Source organism: Paenibacillus tritici, assembly GCF_018207515.1.
Classification (GTDB): Bacteria; Bacillota; Bacilli; order Paenibacillales; family Paenibacillaceae; genus Paenibacillus_AQ; species Paenibacillus_AQ tritici.
Genome location: NZ_CP073365.1, coordinates 3064896 through 3090720 on the forward strand (window position 1 = coordinate 3064896; position 25825 = coordinate 3090720).

Sequence of the window (25825 nt, forward strand, 5' to 3'; positions counted from 1 at the left end):
AGAGAGGTTTTTGTGTACGGTTATTTAATTGTCAACAGTCCGGTCTTACTGCTCCAGGCGGTAGCCGCCATGGAATACAGGGCCGACATATTGATTGAACGCATAGCCGTTACGGATAGCGGCAGACACGAAATCCTTCGCTTTAACGACAGCTTCCTTCACTGACAAGCCGTTGGCCAATCCGCCGGTAATCGCGGCAGCAAAGGTACAGCCGGCTCCGTGGTTGTGGGCAGGCTCAATCTTCGCCGTCTCCAGGACAACATATTCGCTGCCGTCGAAGAAGATATCAATTGCTTTATCGCCGCCCAGCGCTTTGCCGCCCTTGACGACAACATTCTGTGTGCCGAGCTGATGAATCAGTCTGGCAGCTTCCTTCATCTCTTCAAGGGTAGTCAGCTTGCCCAGGCCGGAGAGAACACCGGCTTCGAACAGATTCGGTGTAGCTACAGTAGCCAGCGGAAGCAGCAGATCGCGGATTGCATTGGCGCTCTCCGGGTTCAGCACTTCATCTTCGCCTTTGCAGACCATTACCGGGTCGATCACGACATTGGTCTGGAGGTTGTTCTTCAGTGCCTGCTGTGTCACCTGAACAATCTCCACGCTGCCCAGCATACCGGTCTTCATGGCATCCACTGGACCGCCGGCGAAGATGGTCTTGAGCTGCTCGGCAACGATTGCGGCATCAATCGGATATACATTATGATGCCAGCCCCGGTCAGGGTCCATAGTCACAATGGTAGTCAAGGCACTGAAGCCATAGGTGCCGTATTCCTCAAAGGTTTTGAGGTCAGCCTGAATGCCTGCGCCTCCGCTGGAGTCACTGCCGGCAATAGTTAGCGTCTTAATTATTTTTGACAAAGCAAACGTCCCCTTTTGGTATATGGATAGTATGCTGCTTATTATAACAAAAATCACGGCCGGAGTCCGCAAAAAAAGTACAGCTCCCAAAACACCCGGAATCTCTGGGTTAGAACAAGGGGTCCCTGTTAGCTGCACTGCATATCATGATAGCACAATGGATCATTCATTGAGGAGGCTGCCATGATAGAGATCAGTTTGTGCATGATTGTCCGCAATGAGGAAAAAAGCCTGCCCCGCTGCCTGTCATCCGTGAAGGGACTTGTAGACGAGATCATCATTGTCGATACAGGATCGACCGACCGCACCAAGGAGATTGCCGCTTCCTTCGGGGCGGTGATTTATGATTTTGCCTGGATTGAGGATTTCTCGGCGGCACGCAATTTCGCCTTCAGCAAGGCAACCAGGGAGTACATCTTCTGGCTGGATGCGGATGACTATCTGCAGGAGAGAGATCAGGCGCTGTTCAGAGAGCTGAAGCCATGGCTGCCGGGAAATGTGGACAGTGTGAATATGCAGTACAATCTCGCTTTTGACGGGGAGGGCAAGGTGGTCACTTCCTTGCGGCGCAACCGGCTGGTCCGCCGGGCCTGCGGGTTCAGATGGATTGGTCCGGTGCATGAATATCTGGAGGTGTACGGTCCGTCGTTCAGCAGTGACGTCTGTGTTACCCATGACAAGGATAAAGAATACACTGACCGCAATCTGCGGATCTACCGCAAACGGGCGGCAGAGGGGGAGAGCTTCACTCCGCGCGATCAATATTATTATGCCAATGAGCTGCGTGATCATAGACTCCTGAAGGAAGCCTGCCATTACTATGAGTTGTTCCTGAATGGCGGGCAGGGCTGGATTGAAGACAATATTCAGGCCTGCCTGCGGCTGGCCGAATGCCGGGAGGGTCTGGGGGACAAGGAAGCCTCGTTCACGGCCATCGCCCGCACGCTGCAATATGATTCTCCGCGTGCCGAAGGCTGCTGCCGGCTGGGAGCCTGGCATCTGGAGAAGGGCCAGCTTCACCCGGCCGTCTACTGGTATGAGCTTGCACTTGTGCTGCCCGACCGGGCGGAATCCATGGGGGTGAGGAACGAAGCCTTCAGCACCTGGATTCCGAATCTGCAGCTCGCACTCTGTTATGACCGGCTGGGTCAGCATGAACGGGCGAATAGGTATAATGAAACTGCGCTGCTTCTATTTCCCGGCCATCCCAGCATGATTTACAACCGTACTTACTTCCAGCAGCTTCTGGGTGACAGGTATGTCTCGCTGTAGCCTTGAGCATATAGAAGCGCTCCTCCTGCCGAAGCTGGGGGAGCGCTTGAATGTTGAGTTGAGTTTATCATCCACGCCCCGGCATGGCCGCAGGGTCCAGCAGCAGCTGGGGTTCGCTGGTGCGGATGAAATCCAGAACCTTGTCATAGATAATCCGGTGCCCTTCCCGGTTGGGGTGGATGCCATCCCGGCAGATGAACTTGGTGTAATCCGGCTGCTGAAGGAAAGCGCCCCGGACATCAATAATCTTGGTCTTGGTACTCTCGGCAACCTTGATGATCGCGGAGTTGTAGCGTTCCTGCCACCAGTAAATCTTGGTGACGCTGCCGAGGAATTTCATAATGTTGACCTCGGAATCGGGATTATTGCCGCTGACCCACTTGAAGTAGTTGTCCGCATTCAGCGGGGGCAGACTCATCAGAATAGGGGTGATCCCCTGGTTCTTGAGGAAATCAATCATATCGAGCAGCATCCGCTCGAAGGCCGGAAAATCCGTTTTGGGACTATGCTCTGCTTCGGGGTTGCTAGCAATCTCTCCCCAGTGATAGTCACAGTCATTGCCGCCGTATTCAATCAGCACCACATCCGGCTTCTCCTTGAGTACATCCCGCTTCAGGTTGCCGAAGCCCTTCATCAGCGTATTGCCGAATCTGGCTGTATTGCGCATAGCCCCCTTGAGCTTGCCCTGGAGCATGGACACATAATTATCCTCCAGAATAACATAACGGCTTCGTGCCTCATCATAGACAACTCCCTTGGAGATAGAGTCTCCGCTCACCATGTATTTGAACTCAGGTCCTGTGGGTTCCTTGTATTCCTCATTCGTATTCATTGTCCCGCCTCCGATAACCCTAGTGTATATAAATTAAGTGTAAACCATACATACAGCCGTGCCTATGTACAGATGTCATGGTTTCCTACGGCTGGCTGTAACATCCTGTTGTTAGTCCAGTCAGCAGATTGAATTCTCCATAGAATAGAGAAGAGTGAATTTGTTACTGGGAGGTTACAGGGATGACTCAAATCATTGATTTCAGTAAAAGCGCAATCGCAAGCTTCAGCCAATCGATCTCCATACCCGTTCTCGCTTCGCCCTCCAGCAATACGCTTACCCAATTTGGCATGGCGACAGCTCTGGGCGGGAGTGTTCTGCTTAATGCTTCGGTAGGTGTGCAGACGGTGTTCGGCACTCCTGATCTGTTATTCACTATCCTCCGCGGAGCTGCGCCGGTGTTCACACTGCGGACCACGGTGCCTGGTGCCGGGCTATTTGATCTGATCAGCCTCTCCTATGTCGATACTGGTTTTGCCGCAGGATATTTCGCTTACACCTTAACGGTGTCACTAGTGAATTCCTCCGCTTCTAACGCTGCCAATCTGATAGGTCCCGTGGATTTCTCGGGACTCTCGCTGGTGTGATTGATGATGAACGTTATTGATTTCGGCAAAAGCGTCCCGTCGAGCTTCAGTCAATCCGCTTTACTTCCTGTAATAGCCCTGCCGGGCAGTACCATTCTGGGACAATTTGGAGTGTCTGCCGGACCGAACGGGCTGGTATTGCTTGAAGCAACGCTTGGCTTGCAGAACAGCCTGACTAATGCTTCGGATCTGATCATTACTATTGTTCGTAATGCGGTACAGATATTCACCGCACGGTCCAGTTCATTGACCGGGAACAGCTATGAAGCCATTCATCTGGCGTTCACCGACAGCGGTCTTCCCGCCGGTTACTATGGATATGCCCTCACTGCATCTGCAGTCAGCAGTGTGAATCCACCGACGATTATAGGACCGCTCGTGTTCTCGGGCCTATCCGTTTCTTAACATTACGCCGGGGAAGCTTCATTTCCCCGGTTTTTTGGTGCGTAAATACAGATTTTCTCATCGGACAAATCGAGGGATGCATATACATAGGCATTGAAACGGGAAGGAGTAATTGACTTATGCCCTATACAACGGGAGCGGTCTACAATCCGCCTGCCGGAACATCACATATCGACCGGATTCAAATTTCCTGCCTGAATGATTCAATTGTTGTAGCTATTAATATTAATCTGCAGATTTTTCATTTCCTCGGCAGCAATTTGACGCGGGTACCCGTAGGAGAAGCTTTATTTCAAGTGAACCCCCAGCAGTTGGTCGTACAGACGTATTCCGTAAATGCCGCGAACTATTATGAGGCCCAAATTAACTTGTATAGTGCGGTCAACACTATTGTGAATGTGTTTGCACTGGATGCCGCAGGGAATATTATCGAGCGGATCCTTCAGCATGAACTTACATACATTGACCGGTTGTCCATTATTAACACTTGAAACGGGGTGATGTCTATTGGCGAATGTCAATGTTACAGCAGGACTTCCGGGGAATCATATTGAGCCATCTATTGCGGTAAATGAACTGGACCCCAATATCCTGTGCGCGGTAGCGGTAGATTCCAGTACCGGCACAGCTTTGACCGGATTCTACCGGTCGGTTGACGGCGGAGCGACATGGTCCTCAACGATATTGCCGCAGGCCCCGGGATTTATGAGTGCGGAAGCGCCGACGATTGATTATACTTTTCCCGATACATTTATCATAGCAGTCCATTTTTTTAATGAATTCAATGACGGGACCATTGCAACGTACACCACCTTTGACAACGGGCTGACCTTCAATCCCCCTGTTATCGTCCAGCGGGGCTATGGCTTGTACGTCCATAATGACGAGCCTTTTCTGGCTGTAGACCGTTCTCCGTCCAGCCCCTACCGGGGCAATGCATATGTAGGCTATACCCCGCTATTCTATTTAGGGACCAACGCTGCGATCTTTTTCCAGCGTTCGCTGGATCAGGGACTGAGCTGGGAACGGCCGCAGCGTATTTCTGATCCCCGGGGGGATCTGGAACGGGCTGCACTTATTGTCGGACTGGCGGGAGAAGTCTATGTAGGATATATCCAGCTTGGACCAGGTCCGAAATATGCTTATATCCGTGTCTCCCAGGATGGGGGAGTCAGCTTTAATCCTCCGGTGACCCGGGGAGCGACTTTTCTGGCGGCTACTGTTCCTGTGCCCAGCCCGCTGCCGGTTCCGAATTATAACTTCCGCGTACAGACGAATTTAGCCCTTGGAGCAGATATTTCCAATGGTCCCTTTGCGGGTTTTGTCTATGCGGTGTGGAATGATTTCCGGCTGGGTTATGCCGATATTTTCTTCTCACGTTCCCCGGACGGCTTGCTGTGGTCCCAGCCATTGAGCATCACTGGGGCTCCGTCCGGGTCGCAGAATTTCTCGCCTGCGATCACAGTGTCCCCCTCAACGGGTACGGTGCGGGTGATCTATTATACCAACCGGCTGGACGGCTTCCTGCTGGATGTGTTTGTAGCCGAATCCATCAACAGCGGCTTGTCCTTCACGAACCGGAGGGTCTCAGATGTGTCTACCAATCCGAACGGCAATTCTCCGGTTCCCACTGAGCTGATTGGGGACTACATTACAGCGGCTACCATTTTTCCTGATACGCTGGCCGCAGTGTGGAATGATACCCGGCTGAACAAACAGGATGTTATTTTCGGCAATTGAGGTGCGATGAAGCGCAAGTAGATATGCAGAAGCAGGCCCAACCTCTGTCCATACAGGTTGGGCCTGTTGCTGTATATTCCCCGCTATACCGAAATTTACTGCTTGCGGCTTCTTGAGCTGACCATTCTCTGCAAAAGGGTGGACGAAGGCGGATGAGTAACGCCATTCCCGTGTAAAAAGGCTGCCGCCGTCTGTTCCATAATTCTCACACTGTTCTCCCAGGTCCAATCCTTGGAATCAGCTTCCCCGCGGGCGGCAATCCGCGTACGGAAGAAGGGGTCCTGTATAAGCCGGATTACATCCGCTGCAATCCGGTTCTCATGCCGGTAAGATAACAGGCAGTTCTCTTCATGGCGGGCATACTCCAGATTCCCTCCGGAATAGACGGATACTAACGCAGCTCCGCAGCGCATGGCTTCGAGTCCCGGCAAAGAACCGGTGTCGAAGATACTGGAGCTGACAAAAATATCAGCACCGTTATAGTGATAGCATAACTCCTCGTCATTAAGCGGGGTGAAAAACCGGTATTTCCCGCTGTCCTTCATGCTCTGCAGTGAAGCGGAGCTGTTGAACTCATCCGGCGGGCTGATGAAATTGATATTCACCCACGGAATGTTCTGCTTCACGATATCCAGCTGACTTACCAGATAATCCTGCTCCCGGTGCCAGGAGAAGCCATACTCCACCTTGCGGAGAATCGCCGTAATGTTCAGCGGTTCCTGAAGCTTGTGGCGGATATTCATGTTCTGGAAGGTGGAACTGATCCCTACGGGCACAATGCTTCCGCTGATCCCATGACCCAGCTCTATCAGTTCCTGCTGCCACCTGGAGAGCACAATCAGCTTATCGGTAGCATGATAAGAGGGGAAGGAGATTTCATTTTTTGGTAAAAACAGCGGTTCATAACACAGGGACAGGCGCACATGAATACCCTTCCCGTTCTGGCTTGCGGCTTGTGAGACCGGAACTGTAGTGTAGAAATTGGACACGATGATATCACTGACCGGGAAGTCGGACTCACGGAGCAGCGGATAGTCGGTAATCAGCAGAGTGGAATGAACGTCATATGAAACAGTCCCTCCCAGCGGCATAACGATCACAACCTGGTGGCCCCGGGCAGTAAGACCGTTCGTAAGCTCTACGAGCATGCGTTGTGCCCCGCCATGGCTTAGGGTAAGAATGGGGAAAGTGAACCGCATCTGTGATCCCTCCCTTTCTGAGCACGAATCGCTTGCAAATACGCGATATGTATACTATTTTATTCATTGAAAAGCGAAAAGTACCGCATAGCGGTACTCTTCGGGGAAATGGGCCGCCCTATGCTTCGTTACGCAATCTGCGCAGCTGAGTCAGGCTGTCCCTGATCTCCAGACCCGTGACATCTTCCAGTGAAATGTCGATCATCGGCTTATGAGCCTCCAGCTTGTCCAGGAACTCCCTGGTGTGGAACAGCCCGCGTCCGGGGGCACCATGGCGAATCCGGGAACCCTCCTGATAGATCCCCTTCAGATGGGCCAGGATGATCCGGTCGCCGAACAGGCTGAAGGAACTGTCCACGATCTCATCCTGCAGGTGAACCTCTTCACCGATCAGGTTGCACGGATCGAATACCACACCGATGGAGCTGGAGGGTACCTCATCGAGGATACGCCGCATTTTGGCCGGGGAAGACAGGGTGTGGGTGCTGACGCCTTCGAGTCCCAGGAACACGCCCCATTTCTCGGCCTCCTCTGCCAGCTCCTCCAAGGTTGCCTTAAGAGCCTCCCAGCCGAGCTCCTCATAACGGTAAGGGTCGAATTCCTGGAAGGTCGTCAATGCTCCGGTCTCGGTAGCGACCATGGGCGCTCCGAACAGGCGGGCGTAGCGCAGATGCTCCTTGAAGCGGTCAATCTCCATCCGGCGGACCGCAGGATCGGGATGAATCGGATTGATATAGCAGCCAAGCACGCCGATGCGGATGCCGGCCCTGTCGAATTGCTCGCCGATATAGGAGGCCAGTCCCGGACTCAGCTTGCCGGGGGACAGGTCGATGTCTTGTATGGCTTTGGACAGGGCGAGCTGAACGAAGTCAATATTGTAGGTCTGAAGAGCGGCGGTCAATTCCTTAAGCGGCAGGCAGCCCGCAGTGTGCGCCAGGGTTCCGTAACGAATAATGAACAACTCCTTTGGAATTCGATGGATTTATACTTATAATATTAATGACGCTTACATAGACATGCAAGGTTACAGAGTGCATGCAACACAGGAGGAATAGAGATGAACGCAATAGAACAACGCAAGCAGGAGCTTGAGCATTGCCGGCCGGAGCCGACACTGGACCCGGAGACGATTGATGAATTCTGGAATGATCTGCTGGCAGAGGATGAGGAGCAGCCGCTGGATATTACCATTATACCTGAAGCAACCCCTTATCCGGGAATGAAGGTCAGCAAGGTCAGCTATATGAGTTATGGTGAAACTACAATCCACGCCTGGTATCTCCAGCCTGCGGTTGACCCTGACGGCAGCGCAGAGCGGCCATGTATTGTAACCTTTCCGGGCTACACCGGAGACCGGGGTTATCCTGAACGTTATGCGCAATTCGTGCTGCTTGGATACGCTGTACTTGCGGTAGATGTGCGGGGTCAGCTTGGAGAGACCGGCAACCTGCTGCCGCAGGAGCACGGGATCGTCAGAGGCTGGATTACCCAAGGGCTGCTGGAGAAGGAGCAATCCTATTATCTGGCGTTAGCCATAGATACCGTCCGCGCCATAGAGACGGCAGCGCAGCTGCCGGGGGTTGATCCGGCGCGGATTGCGATTACAGGAGCCAGCCAGGGAGGGGGGATTGCTCTGCTGGCAGCGGCGCTTAGCCGCCGTGTAGCTGTGGTGGCCGCAGATATTCCTAACCTCTGCCGGCTGGATTTCGGGGTGCTGAATTCCACCAGCTCGCTCACGGAGATTGCGGATTACCTGAAGCGCTACCCGGAGCATCTGGAGCGTGTGCTGCAGAACCTGGCCTATTTTGACATTGTGAATCTGGCCCACCGGATTACCGTTCCTGTCCTGATGTCTGTAGGCTGGAAGGATACGGTGTGTATGCCGGAGACGGTCTATGCCGCCTATAATCGGATTGAGTCGCCCAAGGAGATGAAGGATTATCCGTTCTCCGGGCATGAGGTGAGCGAATTCCAGCGCAGACAGACGGCCCTGTTCTTCCAGGAGCATCTCGGTTCTAACTAAATCCGGCGAGCGTAAGTGATTAGCGGCAAGGGAATGGTGTGAAGTTATAGTGAGGGTTGGCGCAAGGCCGCGTGAAGGTATATTCTAATCACCGGGAGGGAACGACGGATGGACAAAGAGGCGGGTAAGCTGCCGGCAGGAGTAGTGGTGGAGAACTTTGAGTACGACAAGAAGAATGAGGAGCTGGTCAAGAAGAGCTTCTGGAGCAAAACCAAAAAAGTTGCCGGTAAAATTCCATTCACCAGAGAAGCGATAGCCATGTACTACTGTGCACTGGATGCCAAAACGCCATTATGGGCAAAAGGGATTGCTTTTGGCGCATTGGCTTATTTCATCTCCCCGATTGATGCCATTCCCGATGCGCTGATCGGACTCGGCTTCACGGATGATGCTGCCGTTATGGCAGCCGGTATCCGGGCCATTGCCGGACAGGTCAAGGAGGAGCACAGGCAGAAGGCGGAGGAGTTCTTCAAGAATTGATGAATACATGACCACAGAATAAGGATGCGGCGGTTTGCTGCATCCTTATTCTGCGTCTGCGGCTAACCCTCCACACCCAGGGAGTGGCTGCCTGGAGTCTGCTGCATCGCCTGGTACTCCAGCCCCCAATCTCTCATCAGCTTGATGATCGGAATCAGAGTCCGGCCGAATTCGGTCAGGGAATACTCGACTTTGGGCGGCACCTGGTGATACACCTCGCGGTGGACCACGCCGTCTTCCTCCAGCTCACGGAGCTGCAGGGTCAGCATACGCTGGGTGATGCCAGGGCAGATCCGGCGGAATTCATTGAACCTTTTGGCGGAATCCATCATGTGGTATAACAGAACGCCCTTCCATTTGCCGCCGATGACATCAAGCGTGAATTCTACAGGGCAGGCTGGCCCCTCGCCATCCTGGCAGGAGCCAAAACCGCCTTTGCGGTCGCGCATCATGGATCACGCTCCTTAGTATCATTTTGTATACTACATAACAAAAATGTGCGTACTTCTATAAATGCTGTTCATCCATTACTATAAGCATGAAAGCAGGATAACGTCAATTCCTGAATATGAAGGATAGATACGGAAAGGGAGTGCCTAATATGGATAACACAAGCACAATACCGGCATTGGACAAACAGCAAATCCTGGCCGCCTATAAGTACAGACATGCGACCAAAGTGTTCGACAGCAGCAGGAGGATCAGTGAAGAGGATTTCGGCTTCATCCTGGAAACGGGACGTCTGTCTCCAAGTTCATTTGGTTTCGAGCCATGGAAGTTCGTGGTGGTTCAGAATCCCGGTGTCCGTCAAAAGCTGCTTCCCTATGCCTGGGGCGCTCAGAAACAGCTTCCGACAGCAAGCCATTTCCTGCTGATTCTGGCAAGACAGCCCCGTGATATGGCCGCAGGCTCAGACTATATTCAAGGCATGATGCGTGAGGTACAGAAGCTGCCCCCTGAGATTGCCGAGGGGAAGAGCCGGGTCTATGATGGCTTCCTGAAATCCGATTTCGAACTGGAGGGTAATGAACGGGCGATGTTTGAATGGGGGGTGCGCCAGACTTACCTGCCTCTCGGCAATATGATGACCGCAGCGGCGCTGATTGGCATTGACTCCTGTCCGATTGAAGGCTTCGATAAGCAGAAGATCGAGCAGGTTCTGGCTGACGAGGGGATTATGGACCCTGAGCATTTCGGAATCGCCTGCATGGCTGCCTTCGGCTACCGGGCCGGGGAACCCCGTGCCAAAACCCGGCAAACCGCTGCGCAGGTGGTGGAGTGGGTCTAACGGCAATCACTTCCTATCCTATCGCCGTAGAGCATGATCTGAAGCTTAACAAAAACGGATGTTGTCCTTAGGGCATCATCCGTTTATGCTTGGAATATAAGAATTTTAAGTTTTACATGAAAGTACATAGAAGCGTCGAAAAAAGATTGAAAATTTACTGAAAATTCTGATACGCTTAAGGGGTCGGCTGTGACCTGTAAGAGGCTGCTTGTGACCGTCAACTCAAGATTGAAGGGATTCCTGCATTATGAAAATCATCCGTGTTATCGCTGAAGTCTGTTTGCTGTATGTGTTCTTCCTGGCCGGAGAATATCTGCAAAAGCTGCTGCATCTGCCCATTCCGGGCAGTATCGTAGGACTCTTGCTGCTCTTTGTGCTGCTGCTCGTGAAGATCGTTCCCGTCAAGCTTATAGAGAACGGCTCGTCTTTTATACTGGCCTATCTGCCCATGTTCTTCATCCCGGCAACCGCAGGCATTATGAACCATCTGGATATCTTCAGCGGAAGAGGGCTGCTCCTGATCGGCATTCTCGTGATCAGCAGTGTGCTGACCATGGTGGTGACGGCCCATTCCAGCGAGTGGATTGCCAGCCGCAGCGTCAAACGGCTAACACGCCGGACGAACCGGGCACGCAATCTTCAAGGGAAGGGGAAGGAAGCATGAGGGCTCTGCTGGCTATTGGTTTCGTACTCATGAACGTTCTGATCTATCTGCTCATGTCCATGCTGTACAAACGCTACCGTCTTCCTGTCCTGCTGCCTGCACTGACCGCAACGTTCACGGTTGTCGTGCTGCTTATGGGCTTCCAGATCTCGTATGAGACTTATATGATCGGCGGCGACTGGATTAACCGCCTGCTTGGACCGGCAGTGGTATCGCTGGCCTATCCTTTATACAAACAGCGGCATGTGCTGTGGAAGAATCTCCCTGCCATTCTTGGCGGAACGGTTACGGGTCTACTGGTCGGAATGTTCAGCGGACTGCTGATGGCCGCCGGTCTCGGCTTCTCCAAGCTGTATGTGCTGTCTATCCTGCCCAAGTCGATTACCACCGCTGTTGCGATCCAGATCTCCAGCGATCTCGGCGGAGACTCATCGCTGACCTCCGTGTTCGTGATGATTGCCGGATTCACCGGGGCGATCGGCGGCCCCTATATCATCAAGCTGTTCAGAATCCGCGGAGAGTCGGGAATCGGCATTGGTCTGGGAACGGCTTCCCATGCCCTCGGCACAGCCAAAGCCCTGGAATACGGCGAGGAATCCGTATCCATGAGTTCTGTAGCCATGACCGTGTGTGCCATTGTCGGCTCCATTGCCGGACCGCTCGTCGCCTGGATCATGTACCATTAGCCATGCCATATCTCAGCCGTTCACGCGCAGACGGATCACATTCCAGGACGCGGCCGGAAGCAGGGCGGCTACCCGTCCGCCGTCTGCGGCTGCCGTTCCGCGGTTATGCGGAAGCACATTCGCCGGATTAGAGCGGGTATTCGCCGCTTGAAGATCTTCATTCTCAAGGATGGTATGCTGAAGGACCTCTACGGCTCCGAAGCTCCGCAGATCGACAGCCAGGTCCAGGCCTTCGCTCAGATGGCGGTTGACGGCAAACACAGTAACCTCGTTCAATTCCTCATTATATACACTGACAGCTTCCAGATAAGGAACGTCGGTGAAATCCCTGGAATCATATTTCGGACTTGTGATCAGTGGGTGAAGCACGGTTCCCCGGCCATAGACAGAGGCGTGCATATAAGGATAATACGTGGTCTGAAGCCATAGCGGGCCGCCGTTCTCCGTCATAATCGGTGCAATGACATTGATCAGCTGGGCGATACAGGCCATTTTGACCCGGTCTGCATGCTTAAGCAGGCTGATCAGGCAGCAGCCGACCACCAGCGCATCCTCCAGCGTATAGACATCCTCGAATTCAGGCGGTGCAATCTGCCAATGCTGCTCCGCGCGGCTTGAGCCCTGTGATTTCCACACATTCCATTCATCCAGCGACAGATAAATCTTTTTCTTGCTTTTCTTCTTAGCCTTGATATAATCACATACTGCTGCTACGCTGTCGATGAACTGATCCATATCGAGAGATTGGGCCAGGAAATTCGCTGTATCTCCATTATTATTGTTGTAATAGGTATGCAGCGAGAGGAAATCGACATTCTCGTAAGTGAGATCCAGTACGGTGGCTTCCCATTCGGCAAAAGTGCTCATATTGCTGCCCGAGCTCCCGCAGGCCACAAGCTCCAGGGAAGGGTCGACCCAGCGCATGGCTTTGGCGGTTTCATTGGCTAGACGCCCATATTCAACGGCAGTTTTGGCTCCAATCTGCCACGGGCCGTCCATTTCATTGCCCAGACACCAGGTACGGAAGTTATGGGGAGCCTGATATCCATGGGAGATGCGCAGGTCACTCCAATAAGAACCGGAGGGGTGGTTGCAGTATTCGACCAGATTCCTTGCAGCGTCGATACCGCGTGTGCCCAGATTGACGGCCATCATCACTTCGGAACCGGCCAGCTTGGCCCAGTCGGCGAATTCATTCGTGCCTACCTGGTTAGTCTCAGTAACCCACCAGGCAAGTTCAAGAGAGCGCTTCCGTTCTTCCTTAGGCCCGACACCGTCTTCCCAGTTATAGCCGGATACGAAGTTGCCTCCAGGATAACGGATGATCGGCACATTCAGCGCCTTGATGGCCTGAAGCGTATCTCCGCGAAAGCCGTTAGCGTCTGCAGTTGGATGCCCCGGCTCATAAATTCCGCCGTACACGGCCCGGCCCAGATGTTCAATGAATGAACCATACAGCCTTGGGTCCACCTCGGCCAGCTTGAAGTCCTTGTCGATAATCATTTTGGATGGAATGCTCATAGAGGGAATCTCCTTTATGCTTGATTAATGTAATGGTTAATTGGTTAGGCTCGATTATGATTACATAATACGGATTACGGGACATACTAAGCAATAACTAATTTCAGGATTAATGAAATAACTAATTCAAAGAGCGCGGAGGGCAGCTTAATGTATTTAACAACGGATTCCGAATCGCTGAAGGTCTATGAAGCACTTGCCAGTGAAGTGCGGCTCAGGATTATCGACCTGCTCAGCGTCCAAGAGATGCATATTAAGGAGATTGCCGCCAGGCTGTATCTCAGCAGTGCCATTGTCAGCTCACATGTAGCCAAGCTTCAGAAGGCAGGCATTGTCAGCTCCCAGATGAAGCGGATTGATGGGGGAACCTATAAATTCTGCTCCCTTTCCGCTAATTTTCTGCAGATTAAATTATCCGGCGCCAAAGGGATTGCCCGCAAGGTAGTCGAGGTCTCTGTGCCTGTCGGACATTATACGGATCTGGAGGCTTCACCGACCTGCGGCATTGCCACAACCGAGAAGCTTATCGGGTATTATGACGACCCGCGTTATTTCCTGGACCCGGAACGGGTGGATGCCGGCATTCTCTGGTTCGCCAAAGGGTACGCTGAATACAAGGTTCCGAATTATCTGTTCCTGGATCAGACGGTGCAGGAGATTGAGATTTCGATGGAGATCGGCTCGGAAGCACCGAGTGTCAACGAGAAGTGGCCTTCGGATATTTCTTTTATGATGAACGGCATCCCGCTTGGCAAATGGACCAGTCCCGGCGATTTCGGCGTAATGAGAGGCCGGCTGACCCCGGCCTGGTGGAATTCGGATGTGAACCAGTATGGCCTGCTGAAGGTGCTGAGGATTAATGCAGGAGGAACTTATATAGACGGCCAGCAGATATCCGCAGTTACCATAGATGAAGTAGGATGGCAGCGCGATCAGTGGAGCTTCCGGTTCACGGCAGAAGACACCACCCGAAGGCGGGGCGGCTTAACCTTGTACGGGCGCGGCTTCGGGAATTACGAGCAGGATATTGTATTTCGTGTGTATTACGAATAATGGGCCCCTGTGAAATGTAATGTTTGCAAAAGAGGACTATGGGTAACTATAACTAAGTAGTCCCAAACCTTGCACAACTTGCATAAGGAGGAGTTCACATGTCAGATCATACTCAAAATGAAGCAGACCTCCGCAACAAAGAGAATAAAGACGGTGATTCTCTTGCGGAACGTAAAAAGATGGAGAATGGTGTGGATATTGAACCGGAAGCCGATGATTGGGTAGCCAAACCGGCGGAATCCGCCCATCCTGACCCGCTTCCGAAGAATTAGGGAGTAATAAGAAGGTTGGCCTGAGACGGAGACTGTTCCTATGGGGACAGTCTTTTTGTCTTTGTTCTTCGATCCATCCGGTGAAGTAACGGTCAGGACAATGCAGGTGAGATGAAGGTCGGGACAACGCAGAGGAGATAGAGGTGAGGACCATGCAGATGGGATAGAGGTGAGATAGACGGTGAGGACAAAGACAGATGGGATGAGGAGCGGTAGTAGGTGGACCGGTAGTAGGTGGATTTTGTCCACTTGCTAGGAAGCGAATGAAAGTTGTCAGGGAAGCAGTTGGAAAAACAGCACTTAAATACGCCCGTTTCACCCCCAGTAACGAAAACTAACCGAATTAGATGCTGTTTTTCCACTTGCTTCCTTTATTTCCGCCAATAGCGGCGAATTAAGCTGCATTTTTCCACTTGCTGGTTGCGTTCGGCCACCCGGGTATTGCCCTCATAATCTCTGGACCGCTGAGGCATACTAGCTCCAATTGGTAAATAAATGGGGCTGGAGGCGGGACGACTACGATGACACCGTTACTTTTGCACAATAGTTATAATGCCATGGCTGCCGCAAGCCCATATCTGTTCTATTTCACCGTATATTCGTTTCTGGGCTGGGTTCTTGAGGGCAGCTATAACCTGTACAGCACGGGAACCTTCCGCAAAGAAGGCTTCCTGAAGGGGCCATTCAAACCCATGTATGGCTGTGCGCCGCTATTGCTGCTTACGGCACAGGCTATCAGTCTTCCCTTTCCATTGCTTTTGCTGCTTGCACTAATTGTTCCGTCGGCGGTTGAGTTTGTCAGCGGCTGGCTGCTCAAAGGGATTTTTCGTAAGCAGTGGTGGGATTATTCGGGAATGCCGTACCAGCTGCAGGGACATATTTGCCTGAAATTCTCGCTCTATTGGTGGGGACTCTCAGTCGCTTGTATGTACGGCTTACAGCCCTTGGTCCACTTCCTGTATCTGCATGTCCAGCAGGCATGGATACCCGTGCTTCCCCTGGTCATTCTGCTATTCTCGGCAGATCTGCTGTGGACCTGCCGGACCCGGCGGCGCGGGCTGAAATCGCTGGAGCTGGTGGAGCCGCTGGAGCTTGGCGAAGGTTAAAGCATGTGAATACTGATACAGCGTAAATACTAAAAGTAAATAAGAAAAACCCGAAGACACCTCTGCCATTTAGGCTGGAGGTATTTTTGGGCGTTCAGTGCTGTCGTTCTGGATTTAAATATCAACAAGGAATACCATACAACGGTGTCAAATATAGAGCTATATAGAAGCATAAGCTGAAGTTGGACAGAAACAGAGAAAGGTTACATAGAATTAAGCAAGAAGCACTAAAGAAAGAAACAAAAAGCAAAAGAAGCGGAGGGGAAATTTGGAACTGTAGGAGCGGTAGCGACCGCCTTTGTCACCGGATTTCACCCGCGAAGAGCGGTATTAATCAAGAAATCTGGGGACAACAGCGGCCGAAAGTCCAAATGTTCACCGCAGTGACGACGAAGCTTCATGTTCAAATCTTAAGTGCGCCTTATATAAATCTTGAACCACAAGTTAGGAGGAAGCTTCATGCCAATGTCTGAATATTACCGTGAGCTGCGCGAAAAAACCGGCAACGGGTTGTTGATGATGCCGTCTGTTGCGGCTGTAGTGCGGGATGAACAGGACAGAATTCTGCTGATCCGCAAGAAGGATGAGACTCTATGGGGCTTGCCGGCAGGAGCCGTTGAACTGGGGGAGACCCCATCCAGAGCGCTGCGCAGAGAAGTGTTTGAAGAGACTGGCTTAATGGTTACGCCTGAGCAGATTATCGGCGTGTTTGGCGGCGGAAAATACAGATATGAGTATAGCAATGGTGATCAGGTTGAATACATGGCCATTGTGTTTGAGTGCATCATTGTGAAAGGCCAGCTTAGAAGTATGGACGGGGAAGCGGAAGAACTGAAGTTCTTCAAGGAAGATGAGCTGCCCGAGCTGACCATTCCGTATCCTCCGAAGCTGTTCGTACGGGAGGCTGCTGCTCCACGAAAGGTTATATTCGAGAATAATTAGCAACACATGAAGGAGTAATCTCATTGCGAAATCAGGTAATAAGATCCAAGCTGATCTACTGCAGTGCAGTACTGCTGGCTGTCATACTGGGCCTCGGGACAAGGGCATACGGTAACCATCTGCCGGGCTTTGTCAGCGAACATTTTGGTGATGCACTCTGGGCAGGGATGATTTATTTTGGTTCCCGTATGCTGCTCACCCGGCGCCCGCTGTGGATGTCACTTGTACTCAGCCTGGGCTTCAGCTTCGGAATAGAGTTCAGCCAGCTCTATCAGACGGAATGGGTTCTGGATGTGCGTGCTACAACCGCAGGCGGGTTGATTCTGGGCCAGGGCTTCCTGTTGATAGATCTGGTCCGGTATACAGCCGGAATTTTGTTCTGCTACTGGATTGACCGAATCTTATGTAACCGATTCCGGAAGATATAGGAGATGAGCAGCTGCAAATGACGAACAGTTTAATAGTGGTATGCCTGTTGACTCTGGTTATTCACACGGCAGAGACCTTGTCGTATTCGGTGCGGTTTGCCGGAGTGAAGCTGAACAAGATTGCCATCGCCTTATCTCTTACCGGAATTATCGTACTGGTATCCAGAACGGCAAATATGATCCAGGGCCCCTTAACGGCCAAGTTCGTAGACATAGCCAAAATAGACAACAGCTTCCCGTTACTCAACTATCTGCGGATTATTATGCTGGCTTCATCACTGGGCACCTTGATTGCCATCGCCTTGTTCCCCACCTTCGTCGGACTGTCCGGAAGGATTATCTCAAAGCTGGAGGTCGAAGGCTCGATCCCGAAGCTTCTGACCAGTGTAACGGTCGGCCAGCTCAAGAATACGCGCAAATATATCCGCAGGCCAAAGGTGAGACTGCGCAGCTTCCGCTATCTGGGCATTCCGAAGCGGTTCATTGTGATGAATATCTTCGTGACGGCCTTCTATACGGTAGGTGTATTATCCTCAATGTATGCAGCCAAGCTGTTGCCTGAATTCAGTACAACCGCTTCTCAGGCATCGGGCCTGATCAACGGAGTAGCGACCATCCTGCTGACGGTGTTCATTGATCCGCAGCTCGGGATTATTACCCACAAGGCGACGGAAAACGTGGAATACCGTGATCAGCTCGGCAAAATTTATGTTCTGCTGATGGGTTCACGCTTCCTGGGGTCTTTGCTGGGTCAAGCCCTGCTGGTACCAGGAGCCCATATCATCACCGGACTTGTGAAGCTGCTCTGAGCTTCAGGGTACGTTATTTCGGCAGCTTCAGCTCCGCAGCACGGAGAGCTGTGCTGATCTGCTGCTCCCAGCCGTACATCTGTCCAACCATTGTGCGGATCTCCTGCATCCTGGTATAAGAGAGCTTCATCGCAGCCGCGGCCCCGGTGGCATCTCCCGCCTTGACAGCGGCTTTGTAGCGTTTATCAGCCTCGCTTCTATCCGCTTGCGCAGGGGAGAACAGTTTGTTCTGGGCGGCGATTTGCTTCTTGAGCTTTGCGACTGGTGCAAGGGCGTCCTTAGCAGGCTTGTTACGGGCTGCTGTAAGTGCCTTGGCTTCTGCCAAGGCCGAGGTGGCGGTCTTCACTTCCGCCCGTGCTGCCACTGCGCCAGCCTTAAGCTTGTTGCGCTTGATCTCAAGTAGCGCCGCACTCTTCAGATTGTTGGCTTTGCGGGCAGCGGTAATTTGTTTGCCGAGAGAGGTGTATTGTTCCAGCAGCGGGGCGTGTTTCTTCCGCATCGCTTCCGCCGTAGTCCGCAGCCTGCCGAGCTGGAGCGCGTCTGTGGCTTGAAGCCGCTTGTTCACGGCGGCAAGCGCAGTATTGTTCTGCTTACGCAATTCCTGATTCCGCTGAATGTCGGACTTCAGTAATGTCTGCAACCCGGTGTAGTCTGTGTACAGATTATGGATCTCGTCCAGAGCGGAATCCCATTCGGAAGCGGCCGAGACACTGGACAAGGGACTGCTCCAGAGCAGCAACAGGATCAATACCACTGCGATTCTCCTTACAGACCCCCCAGAGCAACCTGTGAAACCTCGAAAGCCATGACAACCTTTCAACCTTGTGCAGCCTGTGAATTTTAACATTGCGTTCAGCTCCTATTATTGTTAATTTGGTAATAACCAGGCAATAAACACAAAGAAGCACCTCCAAGACAGGCATGAAATGCCGGTCCTGCGAGGTGCTTCTCCCGCTTAACGTGTGTTATTGTTCATTTACTATACCCTGTCAATTCTTCAGAGTCAATAGAATTAAGGAACATTAGTTCGCTTGCCTGGGATGAATCTCTTCTTTTTGGGTATGACTTGGCCAGAAAATCTAGTAGAATATATCTATAGTTTACAATTATATTAAGTCCGACATCTAGGTACTCACAGGAATAGGGGATGCACAATGCAGCTTAGACATGTGAAAATCAAAGGAACAGGTAAGTATTTACCGGAACGTGAGGTTAGTGATGCTGAGCTTGACCAGATCCTCGGCACAACTCCGGGCTGGGTTAATAAAATAACCGGCGTTGGCATCCGTCATTATGCCGGAGCAGACGAAACAGCCTCCATGATGGGCGCAAGAGCGGCAGAAGCGGCGCTCGCCGCTGCAGGCTTAAGCTTTGATGAGATTGATTGCCTGGTCTGCACAAGCGGAACCAAGGAGCAGCCGCTCCCGAGTACCGCAGTGTTCATTCAGCAAGCCATGGGACAGGCGGATTCCGGTGTTCCGGCTTTTGATATTGATGCCACCTGCCTCAGTTTTCTGGTGGGTCTTGATGTGATGTCCTACATGGTGGAAGCGGGAAGGTACAGGAATGTGCTGCTGGTCTCCGCTGAAATTGCCTCCGGGGGGCTGAACTGGCAGGATAAGGAGAGCTCGGCATTATTCGGCGACGGAGCGGCGGCGGTGGTTATTGGTCCTGCAGAGACCGGAGAATCCTCACGGATTATCCATGCTTCGCTCAAAACCTACAGCAGCGGTGCACGTTATTCAGAGATCGCCGGGGGCGGCACCAGGCTGCATCCCCAGAAATTCACCGCTGAGAATGCTGCACCTTATTTATTCCATATGGACGGACAGGCAATCTTCCGCAAGGCCTCCAAGCTGCTTCCGGATTTCATTAATGAAATGCTGACGGCTGCGGGGAATCAGATGGATGACTTCTCGCTGGTGATTCCTCATCAGGGCAGTGCAATGGCCATGCGGCTTCTGCGCAAAAAGCTGGGCATCGCCGAGGAACGCTTCCTCGACAATACCGCCGGTCACGGCAATACGATTGCAGCATCCATACCGATGGGGCTGCATGAAGCCATCCGGCAGGGCCGGATTACTCGCGGAGACCGGATCATGCTGATTGGTACAGCAGCCGGGCTGTCTCTGGGAGGCATGATTATTGATTACTGAGGCCCGGAATATTCTGATTACCGGCGGACGCGCCCCGGTGGCACTGGAGCTGGCAAGGCTGTTCAAGTCGGCAGGCCACCGGGTATATGTAGCGGAAAGCACCGAATATCATCTGTGCCGGGGTTCCTCTGCCGTCGAGGCCAGCTTCCGGGTACCTTCTCCCAGGCATCAGCCGCAGGCTTATGTCCGGCGGCTGGCTGCATTAACGGAAGAACTGGACATTCACTGCCTAATCCCGACCTGTGAAGAGATCTTCTATATTGCTGCCGGTCTTGAGCGCTTAACGGGGTGCCGGGTGCTTGCGGCAGACCGGAGCATTCTGGCCGGGCTGCATCATAAGGGGGAGTTCATTGACCGGGTCCGTTCCCTCGGATTCGCTGTCCCGGATACGGAGCTGATCAGCAGTGCTGCGGAGTGGCAGAGAGCCGCGGAGCAGGCGGCCGCAAACGGTGAGCAGCGGGTCTACAAGCCAGCATACTCCCGGTTTGCTTCCAAAGTGATTCTTCCCGCGAAGGAATCCGCCGCCTTCCCCAGCGTCAGCCAGGGAGGAATCAAGCCTCCGGCCGGTATTTCGGCAGATGCGCCTTGGGTGTCACAGCAGTACATCGAAGGCACTGCCATTTGTACGTACAGCATCGTTCATGAAGGTTCAGTGGTGGCACATGCCGCTTATGACAGCAGGTACAGGACGGGCCGGAGCGGTGCCAGTGTATATTTTGAGTCTCTTGAGCATCCGGCGTCCCTGGATTGGGTGCAGCGGTTCGCCCGGGCAACAGGCTTCAGCGGCCAGATCGGGTTCGATTTCATTGAACCTGAGAACGGTACCCTTTATCCGATTGAATGCAATCCGCGCGCGACAAGCGGTATTCACCTGTTCACTCCGGAGGACGGCCTGACGGAGGCTCTGCTGAATCCCGGTCCGCTGGTGAAGAGCGGGGCAGTCCTTGTTCCGCGTTCGGCCCGGAAGGCTATGCTGACGCTGCCCATGCTGGGCTGCGTACTGAAGCTGAGACCCGGGGAGTGGGGGAATTGGCGGCAGGCACTGCTTGCAGGAGAGGATGTGATCTGCCGCAAGGGCGATCACCGTCCTTTCCTTGAGCAGTTCCGTGTAGTATACGCTGCCTGCAAGACAGCGGTGCGGTGCCGTATCTCTATTACAGAGGCGCTGACTGAAGATATAGAATGGAATGGTGAAGCATGACAAAAGCACTGGTAACAGGCGCAACCGGATTTCTTGGCCGGCACACGGCCCGCAGGCTGGCCCGGATGGGCTGGGAGGTCTACGGGCAGGGACGCAACCTGGAGCTGGGGAAGCAGCTTGGGCAGGAGGGAGTGGAGTTCCTGGCCGGGGATCTGCGCGAGGCGGAGAGCGGGCGCTTTTGCCGGGGAATGGATGTTGTGTTCCATTGTGCAGCATTGTCATCACCCTGGGGGAAGTACAAGGATTTCTACACCTGCAATGTGGAGGCGACCAGACATATCGTAGAAGGGTGCAGGCGGCATGGCGTGGGCAGGCTGGTTCATATTTCGACGCCCAGTGTGTATTCCAGCCAGCAGCACCGCTTCGCCATCCGGGAGAGTGATCCGCTGCCCAAGCGGCCTGCCAACGGATACGCCGCAACGAAGCTTATCGCCGAGCAGGTAGTCGGGCAGGCTTCCAGAGAGGGGCTTCCATCCTTCATGCTCCGGCCCAGAGCCATATTCGGCCCTATGGACAATGCGTTATTCCCCCGGCTGCTGGCGGCGAATAAGAGCAAGGGTGTTCCGCTGATGAACGGCGGAAGGGCAAAGATTGATCTCACCTGTGTAGAGAATGTAGTCGATGCCATGCTGCTCTGCTGTGAAGCTCCGCTCTCAGCTTCGGGTAGAGCCTACAATATTACCAATGGTGAGCCGCTGATGTTCAGCGAGCTGATCACAAGATTGTTCTCACTGCTGGAGCTTCCGCTGCACACCAGGCGGCTGCCTTATCCCGTTGCTTATACCGCAGCGGCAATGATGGAGGGCATCCACAGGGTGCTGCCTGTTCTGGGTGAGCCGCTGCTTACCCGTTATTCTGCTGCCGCGCTCGGTATATCGCAGACACTGGATATCTCACTGGCACGGGAGCAATTGGGTTATCATCCGCGAATAACAACAGACGAGGGGCTTCATGCCTTCGCAGAATGGTGGAGGGAACAGCCATGATTACAGAAGTTCCAGTTGGATTATCCCTGTTGTCAGCGGGCTATTGCCTGCATCCCGAGCTGCTGACACTGCGGGGCGGCTCGCTTAAGCCGGTGGCCTTTCCGGCAGGGTACGCCCTGATCCGGCATCCGAAGTACGGGCCGATCCTGTTCGACACCGGCTATAGCGCGCGATTCTTCCGGGAGACGGCGAGTCTGCCTGCCTTGCTATACCGTAAGATCACTCCGGTAGTCTACCGGGACGAAGAGAGTGCAGCCCGCCGGTTAGAGGAAGGCGGGATCACACCGGGAGAGGTGCGTTATATAGTGCTGTCGCACTTCCATGCCGACCATATCGGCGGTGTACGGGATTTCCCGCAGGCGCAGTTTATTTATCTGCGGAAGTCTTACGATGCTGTAAGCAGACTGGGGCCGGTCCGGGCGACGAAGGCTGGATTCCTCCCGGGGCTGCTGCCGGATGACTTCAATCTGCGTTCATTGCCGCTGGATGAATATTCGGCGATGCGTCCGCTGCCGGAAGGGCTTCCGTTCACAGAGGCTTATGATCTGCTGGGAGACGGCAGCCTGCTGGCCGTAGAGCTGTCGGGCCATGCCGCAGGAATGATCGGCCTATTCGTATCGACCGCCGAGCATGATTATCTGCTCTGCGCAGATACGGTCTGGTCCAGCCGGGCTTTCCGGGAGAACCGCAAGCCGCACCCGGCGGCCGGATTGATTATGTCCAGCCGGGCGGAGTACAACCACAATTTCGAGCGGCTGCGCCGGATCCATGAACAGCTTCCGGCACTGCGGATTGTGCCCAGCCATTGCCGCGAGGCGCTCGCGCTCTGGGGAACAGGAAGTGTGAAATGAAGCGGATGAGACTGGTGATTACCCACTATATTCTTACCCGGTGGTGCAGACGCTGGAAGAACCGGACCGAGCTGGAACGCTGGCAGGAGGAGCGTATCCGGCGTCAAGTGGACAAGGTGCGGCTGCATTCCAAATTCTACAGGGAGCTATGGGCAGATATCTCTTCAGCAGAATGGCGCAGCTTCCCCATCATTGAGAAGTCCCGGATGATGGAGAATTTCGATGAACTCAATACGGCAGGCATTACGAAGGAGCAGGCCTTTGCCGAGGCCTATGAAGCCGAGAACAGCAGGGATTTCAAGCCTACACTGCAAGGCGTGACCGTCGGGTTGTCTTCGGGAACCTCCGGGAACCGGGGGATTTTTCTGGTCGGAGAAGAAGAACAGGCAGCCTGGACCGGTACCGTGCTGGCGAAGCTTCTGCCGGGAGGACTGTGGAAGCGGGCGAGGATTGCTTTTTTCCTGCGGGCGAACAGCAATCTGTATGAATCTGTGAAGCAGGGACGGCTGCAGTTCCGATATTTCGATCTGCTGGAGCCGCTTCCGCAGCTCTTGGCCCGTATGAAGGAATACCAGCCGGATATCTGGATTGCCCCGCCTTCCATGCTGCGTCTGCTGGCCGAGGCTCAGCAATCTGGCAGCTTGAATCTGATGCCGCGCAGAATGATTGCCGTTGCGGAAGTGCTCGACCCGCTGGACCGGCAGCATATTGAGCAGACCTTCGGGCAGAAGGTACATCAGGCCTATCAGTGCACCGAAGGGTTCCTGGGTTCAACCTGCAGTCACGGGACGCTGCATCTCAATGAAGACATTGTACATATTGACAAAGAAGTGCTGGACGGGGAATCCCGCCGCTTCGTGCCGGTCGTGACTGATTTCTCCAGAACCGTGCAGCCCATCATCCGCTACCGGCTGAATGATATTCTGACCGAGGCGGCGGAGCCGTGTCCCTGCGGATCGTTATATACGGCCATTGAGCGGATTGAGGGCCGCTGTGATGATATCCTGTATCTGCCGCATGTCTCTGACGGCCATCTGGTCACAGTGTTCCCGGATTTCATTACCCGGGCTGTGCTGGCGGCTTCGGCAGAGATTGAGCATTACAGGGCGATTCAGCACAGCCCGCAGGAGCTGGAGATTTCGTACCGCACGCGGCCCGGCAGCAATGAAGATACGGAGCGGCAGATTGCGGACGAACTGACACGCCTGTTCAACAGGCTGTCCTGTACTCCCCCGCTTCTGACGTTCAGCGCCTACAGCTTCGTGCCGGGCAGGCTGAAGCTGCGCCGGGTGGAGAGGGGCTGGAAGCTCTGAAGAGCAGAGTGATTCAATATGACAGTGATTCCGTTGCCCGGCTGGATTGGCCCGATACGGAGTACGGGCAATATGCCAGGGAGTATCTTACGCCGCTGATGGAACGGGGAGCGCAACCTTTTATTGCCAATGTGAGTACAACAGTTAAGGTGTTGACTGTCGATGGTCTGCCTGTTCCGATTACGGTGAACGAGACGGACTATACTAATTCCTATGTGTGCTCACCGTATACCCACTATGTCAGCTATGCGCGTGAGGAGCTGGCACTGCTCAATAACCGTATGCTCGAAGGCCTGCTGTCGTTCATGCTCACAGGGATCGGCCGGGTGCTGAGACAAGCCCGCTTCAACCGGGTGATTCAGGTGAACAACTGGCTGCTGTCCACCAATCTGTATCCTGCGTTAAGTGCAGAGCAGCTGACCGAAATCTTGGATTACCTGCGGCACACCTATCCGGGTTATACCTTAATGTACCGTTCTCTGAGCCGCGAGACTTCGGGAGAATTCATCGACAGACTGCAAGCGTATGGCTGCAAGCTGGTTCCCAGCCGGCAGATTTACCTGCTCCAGCCGGACACCTCCGGCTCCAAAGCCAGATGGCTGGTCAAACGCGACCGGAGTCTGCTGGCGAAACACGGTTACACCGAGGTATCCCCCGAGGAGATCACACCGGAAGACATTCCCCGGATCGTGGAGCTGTACAGGCTGCTGTACATTGATAAATATTCGGCCCACAATCCGCAGTTTACCGAAGCCTTCATCGCCCTGGCGCTGGAACGGCGGACACTGAAGGTCCACGGCCTGCGCAGAGAAGGACGGCTGGATGCGGTACTTGGCTTCTATGAGCGGGAGGGGGCGATGACAGCGCCTTTGTTCGGTTATGATACAGGTCTGCCCCAGTCTCTCGGACTCTACCGTATGCTGTCTGCCGTACTGATCGGGCTTGCCGCGAGCAGAGAATTATTGCTGCATGAGAGCTCCGGCGTGGGCCAGTTCAAGCGCAACCGGGGAGCGGCAGGAGCAACCGAATATTCTGCCGTGTACGACCGGGGGACCTCCTTGCTGAACCGCTGCGGCTGGTCGCTGCTGGAGCTGCTGCTCCGGAGGATCGGCATGCCGCTGATTCAGAAGCTTAAGTTATAATGAGGTCAAGT

General features: G+C 53.6%; 29 protein-coding genes. 22 read left to right on the forward strand and 7 right to left on the reverse strand.

Annotated features, from left to right (window positions below; translation table 11 throughout):
* Positions 1–45 precede the first annotated feature (45 nt).
* On the reverse strand, positions 46–858 hold the full coding sequence (gene thiD / locus KDC22_RS12700; RefSeq protein WP_211723282.1) for a bifunctional hydroxymethylpyrimidine kinase/phosphomethylpyrimidine kinase: 813 nt from the start codon (positions 856–858) through the stop codon (positions 46–48).
* Between the two features lie 183 nt (positions 859–1041).
* Between thiD and KDC22_RS12705 the strand changes: the two genes are divergently transcribed.
* Entirely contained in the window at positions 1042–2130 is a 1089-nt protein-coding gene (locus tag KDC22_RS12705) for a glycosyltransferase (RefSeq protein WP_211723283.1), read from the forward strand.
* Between the two features lie 67 nt (positions 2131–2197).
* Here KDC22_RS12705 and KDC22_RS12710 read toward each other — a convergent pair whose 3' ends face one another.
* On the reverse strand, positions 2198–2962 hold the full coding sequence (locus tag KDC22_RS12710) for an SGNH/GDSL hydrolase family protein (protein ID WP_211723284.1): 765 nt from the start codon (positions 2960–2962) through the stop codon (positions 2198–2200).
* 182 nt (positions 2963–3144) lie between these two features.
* Between KDC22_RS12710 and KDC22_RS12715 the strand changes: the two genes are divergently transcribed.
* From KDC22_RS12715 to KDC22_RS12730, 4 genes are all read left to right on the forward strand, one after another.
* Positions 3145–3549 carry a hypothetical protein gene (locus KDC22_RS12715; protein ID WP_211723285.1) on the forward strand — a complete coding sequence of 135 codons (405 nt, stop codon included), beginning with the start codon at positions 3145–3147 and terminating at the stop codon, positions 3547–3549.
* A complete protein-coding gene (locus tag KDC22_RS12720) occupies positions 3550–3954 on the forward strand; it encodes a hypothetical protein (protein WP_211723286.1) in 405 nt (134 codons plus the stop codon).
* A 119-nt stretch (positions 3955–4073) separates the two neighbouring features.
* Entirely contained in the window at positions 4074–4445 is a 372-nt protein-coding gene (locus KDC22_RS12725; protein WP_211723287.1) for a hypothetical protein, read from the forward strand.
* A gap of 16 nt (positions 4446–4461) precedes the next feature.
* On the forward strand, positions 4462–5694 hold the full coding sequence (locus KDC22_RS12730; protein ID WP_211723288.1) for a beta propeller repeat protein: 1233 nt from the start codon (positions 4462–4464) through the stop codon (positions 5692–5694).
* Positions 5695–5789: 95 nt separating this feature from the next.
* Here KDC22_RS12730 and KDC22_RS12735 read toward each other — a convergent pair whose 3' ends face one another.
* Together KDC22_RS12735 and KDC22_RS12740 are read right to left on the reverse strand one after the other, a co-directional pair.
* Positions 5790–6893 (reverse strand): glycosyltransferase family 4 protein, encoded by a 1104-nt coding sequence (locus KDC22_RS12735; RefSeq protein ID WP_211723289.1) that lies wholly within the window; start codon positions 6891–6893, stop codon positions 5790–5792.
* Between the two features lie 118 nt (positions 6894–7011).
* Positions 7012–7854, reverse strand: coding sequence for a sugar phosphate isomerase/epimerase family protein (locus tag KDC22_RS12740; protein WP_211723290.1), 843 nt, complete (start codon positions 7852–7854; stop codon positions 7012–7014).
* Between the two features lie 96 nt (positions 7855–7950).
* On the opposite strand from KDC22_RS12740, the gene KDC22_RS12745 reads away from it, so the two are divergent.
* Both KDC22_RS12745 and KDC22_RS12750 read left to right on the forward strand, forming a co-directional pair.
* Complete coding sequence (locus KDC22_RS12745; RefSeq protein WP_211723291.1) at positions 7951–8916, forward strand: acetylxylan esterase; 966 nt, start codon at positions 7951–7953, stop codon at positions 8914–8916.
* Positions 8917–9024: 108 nt separating this feature from the next.
* The gene (locus tag KDC22_RS12750) at positions 9025–9396 is read left to right on the forward strand and encodes a YkvA family protein (RefSeq protein WP_211723292.1); all 372 of its coding nucleotides are present in this window, start codon (positions 9025–9027) and stop codon (positions 9394–9396) included.
* 62 nt (positions 9397–9458) lie between these two features.
* On the opposite strand, the gene KDC22_RS12755 is transcribed toward KDC22_RS12750, so the two are convergent.
* A complete protein-coding gene (locus KDC22_RS12755) occupies positions 9459–9845 on the reverse strand; it encodes a winged helix-turn-helix transcriptional regulator (RefSeq protein WP_211724025.1) in 387 nt (128 codons plus the stop codon).
* 152 nt (positions 9846–9997) lie between these two features.
* Between KDC22_RS12755 and KDC22_RS12760 the strand changes: the two genes are divergently transcribed.
* The 3 genes from KDC22_RS12760 (at position 9998) to KDC22_RS12770 (ending at position 12034) form a co-directional block, all read left to right on the forward strand.
* Positions 9998–10684: an NAD(P)H-dependent oxidoreductase gene (locus KDC22_RS12760; RefSeq protein ID WP_211723293.1), complete on the forward strand. Its 687-nt coding sequence runs from the start codon at positions 9998–10000 to the stop codon at positions 10682–10684.
* A gap of 247 nt (positions 10685–10931) precedes the next feature.
* Positions 10932–11348, forward strand: a complete 417-nt coding sequence (locus tag KDC22_RS12765) for a CidA/LrgA family protein (RefSeq protein WP_173139983.1) — start codon at positions 10932–10934, stop codon at positions 11346–11348.
* Positions 11345–12034 carry an LrgB family protein gene (locus tag KDC22_RS12770; protein WP_173139982.1) on the forward strand — a complete coding sequence of 230 codons (690 nt, stop codon included), beginning with the start codon at positions 11345–11347 and terminating at the stop codon, positions 12032–12034. Before KDC22_RS12765 ends, KDC22_RS12770 begins: the two co-directional genes overlap by 4 nt.
* Positions 12035–12046: 12 nt before the next feature.
* Here KDC22_RS12770 and arfA read toward each other — a convergent pair whose 3' ends face one another.
* Positions 12047–13555, reverse strand: coding sequence for an arabinosylfuranosidase ArfA (gene arfA / locus KDC22_RS12775; RefSeq protein ID WP_211723294.1), 1509 nt, complete (start codon positions 13553–13555; stop codon positions 12047–12049).
* Positions 13556–13705: 150 nt separating this feature from the next.
* On the opposite strand from arfA, the gene KDC22_RS12780 reads away from it, so the two are divergent.
* The 6 genes from KDC22_RS12780 (at position 13706) to KDC22_RS12805 (ending at position 18165) form a co-directional block, all read left to right on the forward strand.
* On the forward strand, positions 13706–14608 hold the full coding sequence (locus KDC22_RS12780) for an ArsR/SmtB family transcription factor (protein ID WP_173139978.1): 903 nt from the start codon (positions 13706–13708) through the stop codon (positions 14606–14608).
* A 98-nt stretch (positions 14609–14706) separates the two neighbouring features.
* Complete coding sequence (locus KDC22_RS12785; protein WP_173139976.1) at positions 14707–14880, forward strand: hypothetical protein; 174 nt, start codon at positions 14707–14709, stop codon at positions 14878–14880.
* Positions 14881–15401: 521 nt separating this feature from the next.
* Complete coding sequence (locus tag KDC22_RS12790; RefSeq protein WP_211723295.1) at positions 15402–15986, forward strand: putative ABC transporter permease; 585 nt, start codon at positions 15402–15404, stop codon at positions 15984–15986.
* 459 nt (positions 15987–16445) lie between these two features.
* Positions 16446–16928: an NUDIX domain-containing protein gene (locus KDC22_RS12795; RefSeq protein ID WP_211723296.1), complete on the forward strand. Its 483-nt coding sequence runs from the start codon at positions 16446–16448 to the stop codon at positions 16926–16928.
* Positions 16929–16951: 23 nt separating this feature from the next.
* Positions 16952–17356, forward strand: coding sequence for a ribosomal maturation YjgA family protein (locus KDC22_RS12800; RefSeq protein WP_246553541.1), 405 nt, complete (start codon positions 16952–16954; stop codon positions 17354–17356).
* 17 nt (positions 17357–17373) lie between these two features.
* Positions 17374–18165, forward strand: coding sequence for a lipid II flippase Amj family protein (locus KDC22_RS12805; RefSeq protein ID WP_211723297.1), 792 nt, complete (start codon positions 17374–17376; stop codon positions 18163–18165).
* A 13-nt stretch (positions 18166–18178) separates the two neighbouring features.
* Here KDC22_RS12805 and KDC22_RS12810 read toward each other — a convergent pair whose 3' ends face one another.
* A complete protein-coding gene (locus KDC22_RS12810) occupies positions 18179–18919 on the reverse strand; it encodes a hypothetical protein (protein ID WP_211723298.1) in 741 nt (246 codons plus the stop codon).
* Positions 18920–19319: 400 nt separating this feature from the next.
* Here KDC22_RS12810 and KDC22_RS12815 point away from each other — a divergent pair, with 400 nt between their 5' ends.
* The 6 genes from KDC22_RS12815 to KDC22_RS12840 are packed head-to-tail and all read left to right on the forward strand — an operon-like array spanning position 19320 to position 25814.
* Positions 19320–20321 carry a beta-ketoacyl-ACP synthase III gene (locus tag KDC22_RS12815; RefSeq protein WP_211723299.1) on the forward strand — a complete coding sequence of 334 codons (1002 nt, stop codon included), beginning with the start codon at positions 19320–19322 and terminating at the stop codon, positions 20319–20321.
* Complete coding sequence (locus KDC22_RS12820; protein WP_211723300.1) at positions 20311–21522, forward strand: ATP-grasp domain-containing protein; 1212 nt, start codon at positions 20311–20313, stop codon at positions 21520–21522. Before KDC22_RS12815 ends, KDC22_RS12820 begins: the two co-directional genes overlap by 11 nt.
* On the forward strand, positions 21519–22508 hold the full coding sequence (locus KDC22_RS12825; RefSeq protein ID WP_211723301.1) for an NAD-dependent epimerase/dehydratase family protein: 990 nt from the start codon (positions 21519–21521) through the stop codon (positions 22506–22508). The genes KDC22_RS12820 and KDC22_RS12825 overlap by 4 nt, the downstream gene beginning before the upstream one ends.
* Positions 22505–23359: an MBL fold metallo-hydrolase gene (locus KDC22_RS12830; RefSeq protein WP_211723302.1), complete on the forward strand. Its 855-nt coding sequence runs from the start codon at positions 22505–22507 to the stop codon at positions 23357–23359. The genes KDC22_RS12825 and KDC22_RS12830 overlap by 4 nt, the downstream gene beginning before the upstream one ends.
* A gap of 5 nt (positions 23360–23364) precedes the next feature.
* On the forward strand, positions 23365–24672 hold the full coding sequence (locus KDC22_RS12835; protein WP_246553708.1) for a F390 synthetase-related protein: 1308 nt from the start codon (positions 23365–23367) through the stop codon (positions 24670–24672).
* An 8-nt stretch (positions 24673–24680) separates the two neighbouring features.
* Positions 24681–25814: a GNAT family N-acetyltransferase gene (locus KDC22_RS12840; protein WP_246553543.1), complete on the forward strand. Its 1134-nt coding sequence runs from the start codon at positions 24681–24683 to the stop codon at positions 25812–25814.
* The last annotated feature ends 11 nt before the right edge of the window (positions 25815–25825 follow it).